Annotated in this window: 19 protein-coding genes; 12 read left to right on the top strand and 7 right to left on the bottom strand. The window is 69.7% G+C overall.

What is annotated here, in order from left to right; translation table 11 throughout:
- Window positions 1-154 precede the first annotated feature (154 nt).
- From AB0J87_RS37875 to AB0J87_RS37895, 5 genes are all read left to right on the top strand, one after another.
- Window positions 155-349, top strand: coding sequence for a hypothetical protein (locus AB0J87_RS37875; RefSeq protein WP_363973548.1), 195 nt, complete (start codon window positions 155-157; stop codon window positions 347-349).
- A gap of 231 nt (window positions 350-580) precedes the next feature.
- Complete coding sequence (locus AB0J87_RS37880) at window positions 581-1,933, top strand: hypothetical protein (protein ID WP_363973551.1); 1,353 nt, start codon at window positions 581-583, stop codon at window positions 1,931-1,933.
- A gap of 228 nt (window positions 1,934-2,161) precedes the next feature.
- Window positions 2,162-2,590: a hypothetical protein gene (locus AB0J87_RS37885; protein WP_363973554.1), complete on the top strand. Its 429-nt coding sequence runs from the start codon at window positions 2,162-2,164 to the stop codon at window positions 2,588-2,590.
- Window positions 2,591-2,596: 6 nt separating this feature from the next.
- A complete protein-coding gene (locus AB0J87_RS37890; protein ID WP_363973557.1) occupies window positions 2,597-3,148 on the top strand; it encodes a hypothetical protein in 552 nt (183 codons plus the stop codon).
- Window positions 3,145-3,771: a DinB family protein gene (locus AB0J87_RS37895; RefSeq protein ID WP_363973560.1), complete on the top strand. Its 627-nt coding sequence runs from the start codon at window positions 3,145-3,147 to the stop codon at window positions 3,769-3,771. The genes AB0J87_RS37890 and AB0J87_RS37895 overlap by 4 nt, the downstream gene beginning before the upstream one ends.
- Window positions 3,772-4,096: 325 nt before the next feature.
- Here AB0J87_RS37895 and AB0J87_RS37900 read toward each other — a convergent pair whose 3' ends face one another.
- The 3 genes from AB0J87_RS37900 to AB0J87_RS37910 all read right to left on the bottom strand — a co-directional run bounded on the left by AB0J87_RS37900 (window position 4,097) and on the right by AB0J87_RS37910 (window position 8,108).
- Window positions 4,097-5,767 carry a transposase gene (locus AB0J87_RS37900; protein ID WP_363974059.1) on the bottom strand — a complete coding sequence of 557 codons (1,671 nt, stop codon included), beginning with the start codon at window positions 5,765-5,767 and terminating at the stop codon, window positions 4,097-4,099.
- A gap of 16 nt (window positions 5,768-5,783) precedes the next feature.
- Entirely contained in the window at window positions 5,784-7,085 is a 1,302-nt protein-coding gene (locus AB0J87_RS37905) for a DUF4158 domain-containing protein (RefSeq protein ID WP_363973562.1), read from the bottom strand.
- A gap of 240 nt (window positions 7,086-7,325) precedes the next feature.
- A complete protein-coding gene (locus tag AB0J87_RS37910) occupies window positions 7,326-8,108 on the bottom strand; it encodes a recombinase family protein (protein ID WP_363973565.1) in 783 nt (260 codons plus the stop codon).
- A gap of 318 nt (window positions 8,109-8,426) precedes the next feature.
- On the opposite strand from AB0J87_RS37910, the gene AB0J87_RS37915 reads away from it, so the two are divergent.
- The 3 genes from AB0J87_RS37915 to AB0J87_RS37925 are packed head-to-tail and all read left to right on the top strand — an operon-like array spanning window position 8,427 to window position 10,762.
- Window positions 8,427-8,819, top strand: a complete 393-nt coding sequence (locus tag AB0J87_RS37915) for a GntR family transcriptional regulator (protein ID WP_350730686.1) — start codon at window positions 8,427-8,429, stop codon at window positions 8,817-8,819.
- Window positions 8,816-9,778: an ABC transporter ATP-binding protein gene (locus AB0J87_RS37920; protein ID WP_363973569.1), complete on the top strand. Its 963-nt coding sequence runs from the start codon at window positions 8,816-8,818 to the stop codon at window positions 9,776-9,778. Before AB0J87_RS37915 ends, AB0J87_RS37920 begins: the two co-directional genes overlap by 4 nt.
- 48 nt (window positions 9,779-9,826) lie before the next feature.
- Entirely contained in the window at window positions 9,827-10,762 is a 936-nt protein-coding gene (locus tag AB0J87_RS37925; RefSeq protein WP_363973572.1) for an ABC transporter permease subunit, read from the top strand.
- 6 nt (window positions 10,763-10,768) lie between these two features.
- Here AB0J87_RS37925 and AB0J87_RS37930 read toward each other — a convergent pair whose 3' ends face one another.
- Entirely contained in the window at window positions 10,769-11,089 is a 321-nt protein-coding gene (locus AB0J87_RS37930; RefSeq protein WP_363974062.1) for a Tn3 family transposase, read from the bottom strand.
- Between the two features lie 427 nt (window positions 11,090-11,516).
- Window positions 11,517-11,648 (bottom strand): hypothetical protein, encoded by a 132-nt coding sequence (locus tag AB0J87_RS37935; protein WP_363973575.1) that lies wholly within the window; start codon window positions 11,646-11,648, stop codon window positions 11,517-11,519.
- A 122-nt stretch (window positions 11,649-11,770) separates the two neighbouring features.
- On the opposite strand from AB0J87_RS37935, the gene AB0J87_RS37940 reads away from it, so the two are divergent.
- Together AB0J87_RS37940 and AB0J87_RS37945 are read left to right on the top strand one after the other, a co-directional pair.
- The gene (locus AB0J87_RS37940; RefSeq protein WP_363973578.1) at window positions 11,771-12,025 is read left to right on the top strand and encodes a hypothetical protein; all 255 of its coding nucleotides are present in this window, start codon (window positions 11,771-11,773) and stop codon (window positions 12,023-12,025) included.
- A 175-nt stretch (window positions 12,026-12,200) separates the two neighbouring features.
- The gene (locus AB0J87_RS37945) at window positions 12,201-12,512 is read left to right on the top strand and encodes a hypothetical protein (RefSeq protein WP_363973581.1); all 312 of its coding nucleotides are present in this window, start codon (window positions 12,201-12,203) and stop codon (window positions 12,510-12,512) included.
- A 340-nt stretch (window positions 12,513-12,852) separates the two neighbouring features.
- Here AB0J87_RS37945 and AB0J87_RS37950 read toward each other — a convergent pair whose 3' ends face one another.
- Window positions 12,853-14,076, bottom strand: a complete 1,224-nt coding sequence (locus AB0J87_RS37950; RefSeq protein WP_363973584.1) for an MFS transporter — start codon at window positions 14,074-14,076, stop codon at window positions 12,853-12,855.
- A gap of 82 nt (window positions 14,077-14,158) precedes the next feature.
- Here AB0J87_RS37950 and AB0J87_RS37955 point away from each other — a divergent pair, with 82 nt between their 5' ends.
- Window positions 14,159-14,704 carry a CGNR zinc finger domain-containing protein gene (locus tag AB0J87_RS37955; protein ID WP_363973587.1) on the top strand — a complete coding sequence of 182 codons (546 nt, stop codon included), beginning with the start codon at window positions 14,159-14,161 and terminating at the stop codon, window positions 14,702-14,704.
- 13 nt (window positions 14,705-14,717) lie between these two features.
- Here the strand turns inward: AB0J87_RS37955 and AB0J87_RS37960 are convergent, their stop codons facing one another.
- A complete protein-coding gene (locus AB0J87_RS37960; protein ID WP_363973591.1) occupies window positions 14,718-15,455 on the bottom strand; it encodes a helix-turn-helix transcriptional regulator in 738 nt (245 codons plus the stop codon).
- A 67-nt stretch (window positions 15,456-15,522) separates the two neighbouring features.
- Between AB0J87_RS37960 and AB0J87_RS37965 the strand changes: the two genes are divergently transcribed.
- Window positions 15,523-16,875 carry an MFS transporter gene (locus AB0J87_RS37965; RefSeq protein WP_363974065.1) on the top strand — a complete coding sequence of 451 codons (1,353 nt, stop codon included), beginning with the start codon at window positions 15,523-15,525 and terminating at the stop codon, window positions 16,873-16,875.
- Window positions 16,876-17,025 lie beyond the last annotated feature (150 nt).

Raw genomic sequence — 17,025 nt, forward strand, 5'->3', positions numbered from 1 at the left:
ACCCCAGCACCATGCTGCCCGGCAAGCACCCCGAAACCACCGGCGCCATGCAGTCCACCAAGCGTCGCGAAACCAGCAGCACCACGCTGCCCGGCAAGCACCTCGAAACCCCAGCACCACATTGCCCGGCAAGCACCGCGAAACCACCGGCGCCATGCAGTCCACCAAGTGTCGCGAAGCCAACAGCGCCACGCTGCCCGGCAAGAAGACCGGCCGGCCACGCGCCATCGGCCCCGCCGGACTGGCCGCACCGCGCCGCCTGGTCGACGTCGGCATCTCGGTTACCGAAGCCGCCCGCACCCTCAGAGTCGACCGATCCACCGGCTATGCAGCACTTGCGCGACCCTGACCAGCAACTGTCCCACCCCACATCCCAGCTCTGCTCGTTGGCGCCCCCAGCAAGATCGCTCTTATCGACAACGGCTGTCCGGCGGTTCCTCAACCCCCGGAACAGCAGGTCCTGCGCATCACTTCGAGTCGGCACGCTCCCGTCGAAAGTCGTGTGGGCGCGAGCGCGGCACAACAGGTCATGTTTTCTGGATTTTATTTTCTGGAAAATCAAAAATGGTAGGCTGCCGCCGTGACTGCGGATGCCAGTGTGGTAACGCCTTGTAAGCACTGTGGATCGCCGATCGAGCAGCGGCGGGGGAGAGGGCGGCCCAAGGCGTACTGCCCCGAGAAGGACTGCCAGGCGGCGGCCAAGCGGGAGCGGGAGTTGCGGCGGGCCACGCCAGGGCTGGAGGGGGCGCTGGCCAGGGCCGAGCAGTTGTACGACCGGATGGAGAGCGGGCTGACCGCCGCCATCGAGCCGTTGGCGCGGGCACTGGCTGCGGAGCTGAGTCCGGCGGGGGTCGAGGCGAAGCTGAGCGCGATGCAGGCCGAGGCGCACACGCGCGTGGCGATCGCCCGTACGGAGCGGGAGCAGGCGTTCGAGCAGGTACGGCTGGCGCGCGAGGCCGCCGAACACGCCCGCAGGCAGACGGCCGAGATGCGGGTACGGCTCGAAGAGGCGCAGGCCGAGCGCGAGACGGCACTGGGGGATGCCGAACGGGCGCGGGAGCAGGCGCTGGCCGCGTTGCGGGAGGCCGCGAGCACCGAACGACAGGCGCTGCAGACGGCCGAGGAGGCGAAGCAGCGCGCGAAGACGGCCGAGCGGCGGGCCGAAGAGGCGCTGCATCGGGGCGAGTTGACGGAGCAGGCCAGGGACCAGGTCGTTCATGAGCTGGCCGAGCAGGCGGAGCTGGCCGAGCGGCGCACGGCTGAAGTCATGGCGCAGGCTGAGCAGCGCACCGCCGAGGCGCGGGCGCAGGTCGTACAGGCTCAGGAGGAGGCCGAGCGGGCACGGGAGGAACGCGACCGGGCCCGGGACGAGACGGCGGCGGCGGTGCGGGAGCGTGAACAGGCCGAACGGAAGCTGATCGAGGCGCAGACCCGCGCGGAGGCGGCGGCACAGGAGCGGGACCGGACGGTGGAGCGGGCCGTCACAGCCGAACGGGCGGCGGCGGAGGCCGAGCGGGATCGGGCCGTGGCACTCAAGGAAGCCGAGCAGGACCGGGCCATGAGGCTCAAGGAAGCCGAACGGGACCGGGCCATGACACTCAAGGAAGCCGAACGCGATCGGGCCCTGGCACTCAAAGAGGCCGAGCGGGATCGGGCGGTGGCGCTCAAGGACGCCTCGCAGGCGGCGGCCGAGGTGGAGCGGCTGGAGGGGAAGGTGGCGGAGGCTTCCGCGTCGCTGACCCGGGAGCGGAAGCTGGCCTCCCGGGAGAAGTCCCGGGCCGATGCCGCGGCGAAGGAGCGCGACGGGTTGCTGGCGGAGCTGAGGCTGGAGCGGATGCGGCTCGAGGATCTGCGGGCCGAGTTGGAGGCGGCGCGAACGGAGGCGGCGCAGTTGCGGGAACGGGCGGTGGCCGCGGAACTTCGCTCGTCCTAGACGGCCCAGGACTCCCGAAGCTGGCCCCAAGGGGGGCCAGCCCACATAAGCCCAGAACCCACATTGGGATGATCTTGAAGCGGAGAGCGGCAAGCGTTCACGCTGGTTGAAGTCGAATGCTGCCACGGATAATGCCCTATTATCTGGGGCATCGTTGATCGCGACCTGCGGCGACGGTTCCAGGCCGCTACGCGAAGCGGTCCTGTTATCTGTGGCAAGGGGGAAGCGGTGGCCACCGTCGCGCAGTTGCCCGCCGGGAAGGCGCTCACCGTCCGCGATGCCGCGGACGCCTTCCTCGATGCGCTCGGCAACCCGAACACGGTGCGGTACTACGCGATCGGGGTCGGCAAGACCGCCGAACGGGTCGGCGAGGGCCGGCCGCTCGGGCAGGTCGCGGACGAGGAGATCGGCGAGGCTCTCGAAGCGCTGTGGGGCTCGACGGCGGTGAACACCTGGAACGCCCGCCGGGCGGCGGTGCTGTCCTGGCTCTCCTGGTGCGCCGAGCGCGGCTTCGACGGCCCGGAGGTGCCGGCCGGGGCCAAGCGCTTGACCCCGCCGGACTCCGAGACGCCGGCGCGCTCGAAGAGGGCGATCGACCGACTGATCGCCCGCCGCGATGTGCACCTGCGGAAGAAGTGCTTCTACCGGATGCTGTAGGAGACCGTGGCGCGGGCGGAGGAGATCCTGCCGCTGAACATCGAAGACCTGGACTTCGCCGGCCGCCGCGCGCTGGTGAAGGCCAAAGGCGCGCGGTCCAAGGCCCGCCGCCGCGGCCAGGCCCGCGAGGATTTCGTGCTGGAGCCCGTGTACTGGGACGCCGGCACCGCCCGGCTGCTGCCGCGGCTGCTGAAGAACCGCACCCGCGGCCCGGTGTTCGTCACTCACCGCCGCCCCGGGCCGGGCAAGGTCGTCTCGTCGCGGGACGTGTGCCCGGATTCCGGGTTGGCCCGGCTGTCGTACGGCCAGGCCCGCGCCCTGCTGGACGAGCACACCGCGCTGCACGGGGCGGGCACAGGCTGGGATCTGCAGGGGTTCCGGCGCTCCGGGCTGACCCACCTCGGGGAGCAGGGGGCGAGCCTGCTGATGTTGATGGCCAAGTCGCGGCACAAGAAGGCGGAGAACGTCCGCCGCTACTTCAAGCCGTCGCCGGACGCCATCACCGAACTCACCAGCCTGTTCGCACCCGGCGACACACGCCGAGGCGGCGACACGTGACCGAGCCGCCCGACCCGTCGATCCTGATCATCCCGACCGACCCGAAACCACCGAGCCCTGGAGCTGACATGGCTGACATGATCGTGACCGACCCCGTCACCCGCGACGTTCTCGCGACCTTTGAAGGCGTGCGATCCCGGCTGTTCGGGCGCTTAGAGGGCCTGACCGACGCCGAGTATCACTGGGAGCCGGTCAGCGACTGCATCAGCATCCGCCCCGGCGACGACGGTGTCTTCCGCGTCGCCACGCTCTTTCCGGAATCGGGCCCGGAGGAACCGGACCCCGTCACGACAATCGCCTGGCGCATCTGGCACATCGGCAACCTCTGCCTGCGCGGCTACGTGATCTACTGCTTCGAGGACGTCCCCGAGCTCGGCGACCGCCACGAGTGGCCGGGCACCGCGAAGGATGGCGTCCAGGCGCTGGCCGAGGACTGGGAGCACTTCATCTCCCGTATCGCAGCCCTCGGCGACAAGCGCCTGCTGGCGCCGATAGGCATGGGCCCCGGCGGTTGGGCCGATGAGACCTATCTGAAGCTCGCGCTGCACGCTCTGAAAGAGGTCACACATCACGGCGGCGAAATCGGCCTGCTGCGCGACCTGTACCTGCGCGAAGACGTCTGATTTCGTCGGTGGGCGACCTTGTCCGGCGGCCGTGTGCCGCCAGACAACGGCCGGGGTCGGCGGCTATCTCCTTCCTCCCGGTGACCTTCTTCCGGCCCATCAGCTCCAGCAGCGCCTTGAAGGCCTTCAGCACCGGCGCCCCTTCCGGGCTCGCGCCGAAGTCGACGACCTGGGTCAGCAGCGACAGGAACGGCCACACCGTGGAAAAGCGCCCACCAGCCGACGCCAAGATCGGCGAGAGCGCCGTGCCTATGTTCAGCCTTGCCCCTGCCGCCCGAAACGCCTCACCACGATCCCCAGCGCTTGCCTCTGGCCTGCTTGCCGTCTACGCCGCCTCGGCCAAGGCGGTGAAGTCGATCGCGGGTAGGTCGGGGTCGAAGTCGTCGGGGCGCAAGCGCAGTACGTCGGTGGCATACAGCCCGAACCGGCTGATGTGCGCAGTCAGATAGGGCGACAGCTGCGCGATGTCGGCGGCGGTGATCTCCTTGCCCTGCTCGGGCTGCCAGCCCTCGGCCAGCAGCTGACGCAGCACATCAGTCATGTCCAGCGCCGTGTGGAAGATCACGCAGTTGGCCAGCAACGAGTTGAATTTGATCATCTTCTCCTGCTCGGCTGGATCGTTGTCGGCGATGACGCCGTCGTTGCCGAAGCGCAGCCAGCCGGAGAAACCGTTGAACCCCTCGACCTTGTTGGTGACCGCGGTGATGCGCCGCCGCAGCGCGGGATCGGCCAGGAAACGAAGCAGCGCCACGGTGCGCACGCTACGCCCGACCTCGCGAAAGGCCCGGTAGATCTCGTTCTTGCGGGAGTGGGAGCCCAGCCGGCGCAGCAGGGTGACGGAGTTGAGCCTGCCCTCGCGGATGGAGATCGCCACCCGCATGAGGTCGGGCCACATCTTCTTCACCAGGTCCCAGTCGATGATGTTGCGGTTCCCGCCCTCCCCGCGAAACAGGGAGTCGATGTGGTGGTAGGCGACCTGGTCGGTGTGCTGAAAGAAGGTCAGGCCCTTCCAGTTGCGGATACGCGGCATCAGATCGAACCCGAATAAGTGCGCCAACGTGAAGACAGGGAACGACTGACCTTGCGTGTCGGCATGCACGGTCTTGGGCTGAACCTCCGAGGCGTTGGCCAGCAGCCCGTCGATGATGTAGATAGCCTCCCACGCCCCGCACGGCACAAATCTGGAAAACAACGCAATGTAGTTGTCCGATACGTAATGGTAAGCAATCCCGCCGAACCCTCCGTACCGGATCGAGGTCTCGGCGAGCAGGTTGTCGATGCAAGTGTCGACCTGGGTGCCGTCGGTGCCCACGCTGCTGCCATCGCCCCAAGCCTTGACCACGTCCAGCTGAGCGAAGGCGTTGACCACATCAGTGATCGCCTTGTTCAGCTTGGCCAAGGTGATGTGCCGGTTCTTGGCCAGCGAGATCTCGTGCGCGGTGATCCCCTCGATGTGCCGGGCCGCCTCGGCCGGGCCCATGTTCGACCCGCACGCGAACGTGGTCAGCACGTAGCGTTCCTGCGGCTTCTTCAGCTTGTTGTCGTGGCCGGAAGCAGGCCCGAAGTGCCGATGCCAGCCCAGCCAGTACGCGGTGCGCGAGACGATCTCGATCAGCGTGCGCTCGGGCATCCGCGCTTTGATCTCCGCCCCTAGCTTGGTCGCGGCCACGCTGGTACCGAGCCCGCCCAGCCGCTTGAGCGTCGGGGTGCCGTCCTTGGCAAACGTCAAGTCCTCGTTGTCGGCGTAGCCGGCATCCAGATGCTCGGCGGCCTGGCGGTGGCGCTCCTTCAACTCCGCCACGAACTCGGCCGCGCTCTCCGGCAGCCCCGCCTCGGCGCAGTAGGCCGCCAGCAGCGGCCTGCACTCATCGAAGCTCAGCAGGTGCGAGCTCCAGTCGCCGTACTCCGCGGCCCCGTCCACCGCGATATCGCCGGTGCGCAGCTCCTCGGCCAGGTAGGCGAACACCATCGCCTCGAAGTGCCGTTTGACCAGCATGCCCGGCTGCTTGCGGTCAGAGATGGCACGCTGCCAGTTGGCCGAGGCAAACCCCAGATCCAGGCGACGGCCATCGGCGTCCCAGCCGGGGATGAAGTCGCGGGTCTTGCTCCAGTAGGTGAGAGCATGCTGCAGCGCGTCCAGCACGCTGCGGTCGGCCGATGTCGCCTTGAACCTCAGCACCGCGGCCAGAGCGAGCACGGTGGAGCGGTCGGCCTTGAAGAACTGCTGGATGAGCAGCTCGTGGTTGTCGTGCTGGTAGGCCGTCACCTCTCGATGTCGGCCAGCTGCGCGGCCGCTCCACCGGCCCGCCCGGCACCAAGCCCTGCAGCACGCCCCGGTAGGTTCCGATCAGGTTCTCCACCACCTGCCGCTGCCGCTGGTGGATCTCCTCCAACTTGGCCTTGGCCTTCTTGGCGGTGGCCGCCATCCGCTTGCACAACATCGCGGCCAGGTCATCGCGTGCCCGCGCCTGCGCGGTATGGACCAGGCACACCAGCAGCGCGATCCGCTTGGCCTCCACGCTGTAGGTGCGGGCCAGCACATCGGCATCAACCGCATCCGCCTCCCCTGCGAAGTCGGCGATCTTCGAGGCGGCAATGCCCTCCAGCACCGTCTCGGTGTCGCAGATTCCCTCCACCCAGGCCAGGTGCGCGGCCTGAGCTTTGAACTTCGACCAGCTCGCCCTGCGCGCCGGTTTCTTCAATCGATCCAGATCGCTCTTGCCGCCCGGCCCGACCACCAGCAACGCCGCGAGCCGGGCGCGGTCCTGGGCGCTCAGCCGCCGCCAGATCGTCTCGAAGATCTGCCCGTTGACCTGACCGCGGATCGTCGACTCCATCCTGTCCAGCGTGGAGAACGCCGGCGGCTCCAGCCGGGCCTGAGCCAGCCGCTCCAACGCGACGTTGATCAGGTCGGGCGGATGGTTCTTCACCCACGCCGCCCGGGTCATCGCCTTGGCTGCGATCTTACGGGCCTTGCCCGGCGCGTAGCCCACTCCCTCGCGGCGCCGCACCAGCACCCGATGCGACTCAGCCGTCCGCGGTGAGGCATACACCGGCACAACATCCTCGCCCAGCTCCAGGCACCGCCGTACATGCTCCACCACCACCGGCGGAACCTCGCGGGCCTTGGCGAAACGGCCCAGCCGCTGAAAACACTTCAGCGCGAGCATCAGCGCCAGCAAGTGCTCATCGGTGTCGGTCTTCTCCCGCGCCCACACCGTCTCCTCGTCCGAGGGCGAGTAGGAGAGGTACAGCTCACGCGTCATCACCAACCGCGGGAACACCCGGTAGGCGGTCCGCTCCACCGACGTCACCGCACACGCCTCCCGGCTCACCCCGCCAACGGACGAGACACACCGTAGCGAGACGAACACGCACACAACAGGAAGAGAAGATCACAGCTTCATCAACCTCGCCGTTCAACCCTTCAAGATCACCCCAATGTGGGTTTTGGGCTTATGTGGGCTGACCCCCCAAGGGGGTAGCCGTGGTTGCCGCCGAGAATCGGGCGGGTATCGCCGGCCGGCGATGATGCGGCCGATTGGCCGTGCCGATCAGGTGCTCGCTTGGAGGAAGGCGAAGTCGGTATGGGCCTGCTCCACGACCTTGGGATACGCCTGCCGCTTGTTGTGCTCGGCCGGTGCCCGGTAGATGCTCGCCAGGCTAGGGTGCTGTCCCTTGCGCTTGCCGGTGGGGATGATCAGGTCCGGGCGGATCTCCTCCACCGATTCGCCGTTCGCGCGGCGGCGGAGCACGGTGTGCAGCATGTCGGTGATCACTGGCGGGCGTCCGCCGTGGTTTCCCTTGCGGGCGGCGGCATGCAGGCCTTCCAGCGTGGCCTCGCGGATGTTCTCGCGTTCGCTCTCGGCCATTGCGGCGAAGAATGCGAACAGTACCCGCCCTGCGCCGGATGGGTCGTAGCTCCCGGTCAGCGGCCCGGCGAGCATCTCCAGGGCGATGCCGTGCGCGGTGAGGTGGTCGGCCGGCGCGGTCAACTCAGCCGAGTCCCGGCCCAGCCGCTTCATCTCGTACACGGTGAGGATGACTCGGCAGTGCGGCGGGGCGTGCGCCTTGATCGCGCGGCAGGCCTCCAGGGCGGCTTCGAACTTCGGGCGAACCCGCACGCGAGTGGATACCTTCTCGGCGAAGATCTTCTCGCGCGGGATGCCGTGTGCGGTCAGCGCGTCCAGCTGGGACTGAAGTTCCTGGGTGAGGCGGGAGCGGCGGGCGTAGGCGACGCGGATGTCCGTGGCCGGGGTGTCAGCGAGGAACGGCGTCGGAGGCGGGGCGCCTGGCCGCCACAGCAGCCCCGGCCCGCGGTCGGTCGGGGTCGGCACGCGCAGCAGCTTCGCCGGCCGAGGGATTTTGGTGAACCGCCCGGCGTGGTAGGCGCCGGCGACGGTGCCGGAGCGCGACCGACACGGCGAGCCGGGCTCGACCAGGCAGCGCGGGCACGGGCGCCGCTCTTCGTTTCTGCGAACCGCAGTCCGTCGCCGCTGTCACGCAGAGCTGCTTTGCGGCTGGCAGTGCGGGCCGAATCTGGGGCTCACGGGAAGAGACGACGACGACCCGCGCGAGAGGCCAGGAGGCCGAGTTGACGAAGATCGTGGGCGGCTAATACCCTTTTACTAATCAAATAGGAAAAGGGTATTGTGGTGATCAAGTTTCGCCTCGATCCAAGCTCTGGTGTGGCGACCTATCTGCAACTGGTGCATCAGGTCAAACACGCCTTGCGGCTCGGTGCGCTCATGCCGGGCGATCGGCTGCCGACGATCAAAGAGGTCGTCAGCGACCTCGCGATCAATCCGAACACGGTGGCCAAGGCCTACCGCGAGCTGGAAAACGAGGGCCTCGTCGTCGGCCGGCCCGGGTTGGGCACGTTTGTGCAGCGGTCCCTGGGCGGCGGATCCACGGCCGATCACACCCGGTTCCGCCGTGACCTCGCCCAATGGGTGCGCGGCTGCCGTGAAGCGGGGCTCGACCAAGGGGATATGGAGGCGCTGTTCGCCTCGGTGCTCGCTGACTTCCCCCAGGAGGGGATCGCATGACGGCGGATTGGACAGTGGGGATGTTCGGCGGCGGATCCGGTGAGCTCACCGCCCCCGCACAGAGCCCGGCGGCTCTGGAGGCCGTGAGGCTCGCCAAGCGGTATCGGGGCACGTGGGCGTTGCGCGAGTGCACGCTGTCCGTGCCCGCCGGCCGGGTCGTCGCGCTCGTAGGACCGAACGGCGCGGGCAAGTCCACGTTCCTGCACCTGGTCGCCGGGTTGATCGCCCCCACCCGGGGCAGCGTGCGTGTCTTCGGCGAGCCGGTCGGGCAGCGGGCGGAGGCCCTCGCGCGGGTGGCGTTCCTGGCCCAGGACAAACCCCTCTACGACGGCTTCACCGTCGCTGAGATGCTCCGCTTCGGACACCATCTCAATCCGGGGTGGGACGACGCCCTGGCCCGGCAGCGGCTGGCGGAACTGGACATCCCGCTGAACCGCAAGGTCGGCAAGCTTTCCGGGGGTCAGCAGGCGCAGGTCGCGCTGACCATCGCCGTGGCCAAGCGGCCGGAGCTGCTGGTCATGGACGAGCCGCTGGCCAACCTCGACCCGGTGGCCCGGCACGACGTCATGCGCTCCCTGATGGCGGCGGTGGCCGAGACGCAGATGACCGTCGTGCTGTCCTCCCACGTGGTGTCCGACCTGACCAACGCCTGCGACTGGCTGGTGGTGCTCAACCGCGGCCAGGTCCAGATCAGCGGCGAGGTCGACGAGCTGCTCGCCACTCACCGGATGCTGTCCGGTCCGGCCGAGCTCGCCGACGGGATGGCAGCCCGGGTGCCGGTGATCAGCGACAGCCGCAGCGAACGGCAGGCCGACCTGCTGGCTCGCATCGGCTCGGGAACGCCGTTGCACGACCCGCGATGGAGAGAGTCCGGTGTGAGCCTGGAGGAGCTGGTGCTGGCCTACCTGCGCCGCCCCGACACAACCTCATTGCCTCGTCCGACCCTGACCATTTCCTGACTGCTAGGAGACCTGGAAGTGTTGTGGCTTACCTGGCGGCAGCATCGCATGCAGGTGCTCGTCACCACGGCGCTGCTGGCCGTCCTCGGCGCGGTTCTGCTCGTCAGCGGTCTGGGCGCGGCGGATTTCGCCGCCCAGAACGCTCCGGCGGCCGACTGTGTGATGGACACGCCCGCGTGCAGCGCCTACCTCGTGGAGATGAACGAGCGCATACGGCTGGTGGGTGAACTCCTCGGCTGGCTTCCGCTGCTGGCCCCGGCAATGATCGGCGCTTTCTGGGGGGCTCCGCTCCTGGCCCGGGAGTTCGAACAGGGCACGCACCAGCTCACCTGGACCCAGTCGGTGACGCGCCGCCGCTGGTTGGCGGCCAAAATCGTCGGCCTCGGTGCCGCGGTCACGCTCGGCGGGCTGGCGCTGGCCGGCATCGTGGGTCCGTGGCTGGCCGCCTTCGACGTCCCTCCCTACAACGTCGACCGCTTCGACTTGAGATGGTTCCGTCTTGTCGGCATCGTTCCGGCGGCGTGGTGGCTGGCCGCGTTCGTGCTCGGCATGGCCACGGGCGCGCTGTTCCGGCGGACGCTGCCGGCGATGGCGGTGACCCTGGCGGTGTGCGCGTTGGCATTCTTCGGACTCCTCAGGGCGCCGTCCTCCTACGCGCCGCCGGAGCGAGCCGTGCAGGCCAAGGTCATGGACGAGCTCGTACCGGAAGACTCCCTGTCTGTGACCGACTATTGGATCGACAAGAGCGGCGTGAAGTTCACCTCTCAGGACGTAGCGCTCGCGCTCGCCGGCCCTTGCGGGACAGACGAGACGACCAAGAAGTACGCCAAGTGCTCATTCAGCCATGGCTACCGACAGGTGGCCGAATTCCACCCCGCGAACAGGTTCTGGCGGTTCCAATGGACCGAAGCGGGAATCCTGCTCATCCCCGCTCTCGCATTGGGCGGTGTCGCCGTCCGGCGCACCCTTCGGCCTCGTATCTGAAGCCAGTTATCGCCTCATCACGGTGACGGGGCGGCCTGGCGCAGGACCGTCACCGCCTTCTGCAAGACGTCCGGTAGAGGGCAAGCAGTGGATCATGCAGGACCGTAGGTCGGGCCGGAAGCCAGTGGGGCCAAGCTGGGCCAGCACCTCATCGTCGACGCGCCGCCCGGTGGCGCGCATCGAGTCCACGGCCAGGCCGTAAAACTCCGTCGCCCATGCGACCACGGAGTTGGTCACGAGCGTCAGGCACCACGCCTGCTCGGTCTGCTGCTCCAGGTGCCGCGCCGGGGACGGTGCCCTCTCTGACCCGATCGGACGGTCAGCGATACATTGCTGGTGCCGCTCGACCGTTGGGGGAGTTGCACGAGATCGGAAAGGTTGCCGCCTGCCTCACGTCCGATGACGCGTCGGACGCCAGGGCGCGTGACTGCTGTTGGGTGTGTGCTCGTGAGGCGGACTCGGCCCAGTCGGCGAGCGCCGTCCAGCACTCGAAGTGCCGCCCGTCCGGGTCGCCGGACAGCGGGAAGAAATGATCCCAGGTGAAGACGGCAAAGGCAGCTTTGGCCTATGCCCAGCGGCGCCGTGTTCACCGAGCCAAGCCAGATGGCCGAGGGTCTGGTCAGGCGGCGCGCGGGTTGAGGGTCTCCGCCAGTGTCCTGACCCGGGCGAGGCGTTCCGAGCAGGGCGGCGGAGTCCGGCGGCACGCGGTGCTCGCCCTGTACGGCCCGCCCGGGGCCGGCCCGGGAACGCTGTGTCAGCCGATTCGGTCGGGCATCGCCGCGGGAGCGCTGAGGCCCAGCCGGTGCCCGAGGCTTACGCCGTGCCGGTAGAGGGCGGCTCCTTCGGCGAGCCGGTCCTTCTCCCACGCCTGCAGGGCGGCGTCCACGGATGGGAACTGCCCCAGGGCGGCGAAAAGGGCGATGGCGTCTGTGGCCGACTTCTCCGCGCTGGCCGCCGTGTGCGGGTCGGACTACGAACGCCGCATCCCCGGTGAGCAGCACCCGGTCCTTGCGCATCCTGCTGACCCGCCCAACCCCGACGCCGATCACCCCGGTGCGTCTCGCGATCCGCGACCACAAGCGCGAAATCCTCCGCTACCTCGCCGAACTCGCCGCCGCGGCGGGGGAGACGGCCCCTGACGCAGTCGCGGCCACCCTGCTCACGCTCGCTGACGGAGCCGCCTGCGTCCGCGTCGGCCTCGGCGACCCGACCGCTGCCGGCCTCGCACGAGAGGCGGCATCACGCCTGCTGGCACAGCGCTGACCACGGCGACAGCCCCCACAACCCCACGGCTCCTGTGTCCACTCTGTGACGCTGCGGCGTCGCGCACGAACCTCAGTAGCACCCGGACGGCGCCGGGCGGCACCTATCCGCGCGTACGGCCTCAGCCCAATCGCGCTGTCGGCGCTGGCCAGGATTCCCTACGCACGCTCTGAGGGTGGCGGACGACGGGATGGTGCTGCCGCGGCTGGGCAACTCCAACACCGTACGCGCCTACGCCGCCGGCGTCGGCAGGACCACGCCCCCGCCCGCGGTGGTGGTCGATGACGAGATCGGCGATGCCCTGGAAACGCTGTGGGACGGCGCGGCGGTCAACACCTGGAACACCCGTCGCGCCGCGATGCTGTCCTGGCTGGTCTGGTTTCGCAAGCGCGGTCAGGTCGCCCCGGCCGTGCCCGCCTGGGCCAAGCGACTGGCGGCGCCCGACAGCCGGACCCCGCCCACTCCAGGACCGCGATCGACCGGCTGATCGCCCGCCGCGACGTCGGAGAGCGACAGGAACCTTATGTTCGGCGACGTCTGACTGATGGCCTCCTTTCCGTTCTGTCACATACGGGGGTGCGGCAGTCCGGCGGTTCAAACGCGGTTCTCACCCACGACCGTGGCGGCATCCTCATGCGGCAGCGGCCGCAGGTCCTTCGCCGGGGCCGAGGCAAGCGATCGCGTAGCGGCCCAGGCGGTTCAGATGAGCATGGCCCAGCGGGGACAGTGCGGTCGCGGGCGTAGCCCGATGCGCAGGTGTCGAGGCCTCGCTTGGGTCCGTGCCACCGGCTCCGTCCGTGGTCGTGGCCCGGCAAGCCTGCCGACGATCAGTTGTCGGTCACGTGATCAGATTCACCTTCGGCCGGGACCGTGGCGGGTGCCGACAGGGGCGAGGCGATCCGACCGGCGACGGCGGCCAGGATGGCACCTGCCATGGCTGCGATCGCGGCGGCGCCGAAGGCGGCCGCGCCGGTGTCGTGGGGGCCGGTGAGCCGGCCGGCGACGGCGGTGCCCAGGCCGTAGCCGGCCCAGGTGAAGGTGTTGAGCCAGGCGAAGACCTCGGTGCGGTAGCGGGCGGGGGCGTGTTCGGCGAGCAGGGTCGGCACGACCGCGTCGCGTGGCCCGGTCACCAGCCCGACAAGAGTGATCAGTACGGCGAGTGTCATGAAGCCGGGTGCCCAGCCTCCGGTGAGCAGGACGGCCGCCTCGGCGAGCGGGAGCAGGACCAGCAGGCGCCCGCTGGTGACGGGCCACGCACGCGCGCCGTACCCGAGGGTGCCCAGGAGGGCGCCGGCCGACAGCAGGCCCATCAGTAGGCCGGCGGAGGAAGCGGAGCCGAAGACGGTGGCCGAGGCGACCGTGGCGATGCGCAGGCAGCCGAAGGTGAACGTGCCCAAGGCGGCGATGGTCAGCAGCACGAGAACCGGCCGGTGGGTGAGCGGCCCGGCCAGATGGAGCCTGCCCGGCGTGGTGGAAGCGCTCTGTCGTATCGCAGGGGAGGCCAGCAGCAGCGCGGTGCCGAGCAGGACGGCGGCGCCGGCGGCAGCCACCACGCCCTGGGCGGGGACGGTCCAGGTCAGGATCGGCACGAGCAGGGGGCCGGCGATGAAGGTCAGCTCGTTGACGGCGTTGTCGACCGCGTAGGCGGTGGGCAGGGAGGTGGCGGGGACGAGGCGTGGCCAGGCGGTTCTGATGACGGATCCGGCGGGCAAGGTGGTGGCGCCGAGCAGTACGGCGGCGCCGATCATCAAGGCGGGCGGGGCGAGCAGGAGGAGAGCGTAGGCGAGGGCGTGGGTGACCAGGTAGCCCGTCAGCGCGGGGCGGGGGCCGTACCGGTCGGCGATGCGTCCGCCGATGGGCGCGCACAGGGCCAGGGTCAGCGCGTGGCCGGTGAGCACGAGGCCGGCGGTGGCGTAGGAGCCGAGCCGGTCGACGGCGGCCAGCAGCAGGGCGAGGCTGAGCACGGGCGTGCCCAGCTTGACGATGAGCCCGGCGACGAGCAGGTGCGGGACGCCCGGCAGGGCGAACAGGCGGCGATAAGGTGCGAACATGGCGGACTCCGTTACCATCTAACTGGATTACGCCTATGACACACGGAAGGGTGTTACTGGTCAAGTGGAGATAGCCTGTAACGTGACTCGGCAGGCGCCGCTGATCGCCGAGTTGGTCAACCTGGCCACGGCATACCGGCGGGGCGGGGCCTCGGTGCGGCCACTGGCGGGCGACGACCTCGCGACGACGTTCGCCGCCCATCTCGGCGACAGTACGAGTGCGGCCCTGCGCGCCGTCCCGGACGCGGGGCGGCGCCTGGCCGAGCTGGCCGCCGAGCTGCGGCAAGCGCTCCTGGCCGAGCAACCGGCCGAGCAGGCCGCCCGCATCAACGCCATGATCCGCAGGTACGGTGCGCAGCCGTACCTGGTCGAGGATGTCGGCCAGCCGTTCCACCTGCACTTCCACGGCTCGGACGGCACCCAGGTGGAGGGACTGGGCGGTGAGTTCGCCACAGCGCTGGCCCTCATCGTGGACGGCTTCGGCCCGGACCGCTTCGGGGAGTGCCAGGCGCACCAGTGCGAGGCGGTCTACATCGATCTGACCCGTAATGGGTCGCGTCGTTACTGCAGCGCCGCGTGTACGGCTCGCGCCAAGACCGCCGCCTATCGCAGCCGCCGCCCGGCCTGATCAAGGCTTGAATTCAACGACTGAGCAGGTAGCGCCGGGGCGTGGTGCCGACCGTACGGCGGAAGGCCGCCAGGAACGCGCTCGCCGTGGCGTACCCCACGCTGTGCGCCACCCGCGACACCGGCTGGCCCTCGGCCAGCAGCGGCAGGGCGGCGCGCAACCGTACCTGCGTACGCCAATGGTCGAAGCTCATGCCCACGTCGCGCACGAACAGCCGGGTCAACGTCCGCCTGCTCACGCCCGCCGCGCGGGCGTGCGCCTCCAGGCTGCGCGGGTCGGCGGGGTCGGCCAGCAGGGCGGCCGTCACCACCTGGACCCGCTCGTCGGTGGGCTGCGGCACGTCGATGGGGCGGGTGGGCAGCGGGCGCAGCAGGTCGGGCAGCACGGCCTCCGCGCGCAACCGCGCGTCGTCGGCGAGGTCGGTACGGGCCAGGTACCCGATCAGCTCGGCCAGCAGGCCGTCCACGCCGACCGCGGTGGGCTCGGGCCAGTCCAGCGGGCAGCGCTCCGGCGCCAGATAGAGGCTGCACAGTACGGCGTCGCGGGTCGCGCCGGTCGCGTGGGTGACGCCCGCGGGCAGCCACAGTGCCCGGGTGGGCGGCAGGACCCAGTACACCTCGCCCACTTCGACGCTCAGGACGCCGCGCCGGGTCCAGGCGAGCTGGTGGTGGGTGTGATTGTGCGGGGGGATCCACTCTCCCGAGGTCAGCGGGAAGTGCCCCACGATAATCGCGCCGGCCATGTCCTCCATGCGACATAGTCTGGCCCCATCGCGAATTGTGGCCAAATGCGGCGGATCATAGCGTCGTCGGGTGCCGATGATTGTGTTGTGTCTTGTCCAGTTCATGCTTGTTCTCGATGACACCGTCGTGAGCGTGGCCCTGCCCAGCATCCGCGATGAGCTGGGCTTCACCGCGTCCGGATTGCCCTGGGTCGTCAACGCCTACTTCCTGGCCTTCGGCGGTTTGCTGCTGCTGTGCGGCCGGATGGCCGATCTGCTGGGCCGCCGCCGCGTCTTCCTCATCGGGGTGGCGCTGTTCGGGGTGGCCAGTCTGGCGTGCGGGCTGGCGCAGGAGCCGTGGCAGCTCGTAGTCGGGAGGTTCGTGCAGGGAGCGGGTTCTGCGATGGCCAGCCCTGCGGCGATGTCGATGATCACGTTGCTGTATCCGGGGCAGGAGGAGCGGGCCAGGGCGCTGGGTGTCTGGGGCGGCATCGCGGCCCTCGGCGGGACCTCGGGCCTGGTGCTGTCCGGGGCGCTGACCGACCTGGTGTCCTGGCGCTGGATCTTCCTGATCAACCTTCCCGTCGTCGCCGTGGCCCTGGCGTCGCTGCCCCGCCTGGTCCCCGAGTCCCGCGCCCCCGGGCGGCGCAGCCTCGACGTTCCCGGCGCGGTCCTGGTCACGGGGGCCGCGGTGTCGCTGGTGTACGGGTTGCTGCGGACCGGAGAGACCGGCTGGAGCGATCCGCTCGTCATCGGCGCCGTCGGGCTCTCCGCCGCCTTGGCGGTGGTGTTCCTGGTGGCCGAATCGCGGGCGGAAGCGCCGTTGGTGCCCAGATCGTTCCTGGCCTCACGGACGCGGGCGGTCGCCAACGGCGCGACCCTGCTGTTCTCGATGGCGATGTACGCGATGTCGTTCCTACTGATGATCCAGGTTCAGACCGCTCTGGGATACAGCCCGCTCCTGGCCGGCATCGCCTATCTGCCCTACGGCGGCGGCATCCTGGCGGGCATGTGGCTGTCCTCCCGCATCTCCCTCAGGATCGGGACGCGCTGGGCGCTCCTGCTCGCCTTCCTGATCAACATCGCCGGTTTGCTGCTGCTGTCCGGCGTGGCGGCGGGCGACTCCTATGCCGCCCATGTCCTGCCCGGCATGCTCGTCCTGAGTGTGGGCAACGGGCTGAGCCTGCCCGTCATGGCCGCGACCGCGGTCGACGGCACCACCGAGGAGGACGCCGGTCTCGGTTCGGCCCTGTTCACCTCGGTCCAGCAGGTCGGTGGCGCCGTCGGGGTGGCCGCGCTGGCCGTCATGGGCTACTCGGGTGGGCTCACGGCGGGCGCGATCTGCGTGGCGCTCGGGGCCGTACTCATCGTCGTGCTGCTGCCCTCGCGTACCGGCGGGACGCGAGAGCCCTATCAGCCGTCCGCGCCCGGGCGGGCCGACCGAGGGTGACGCGCTCCTTGAAGCTCCCGGGCGGGCGCGATTCACGGTGGTGGGGGGGGGGGGGGGGGGGGCGGCCCCCCCCCCCCCCCCCCCCGGCGCGGGAGGAAGCCCCCCCCCTGGCAGGCCCGCGCCCAGGAGCAGACGCCGGGCGAGAGAGAG

The organism is Nonomuraea sp. NPDC049625, from assembly GCF_040675285.1.
Classification (GTDB): Bacteria; Actinomycetota; Actinomycetes; order Streptosporangiales; family Streptosporangiaceae; genus Nonomuraea; species Nonomuraea angiospora_A.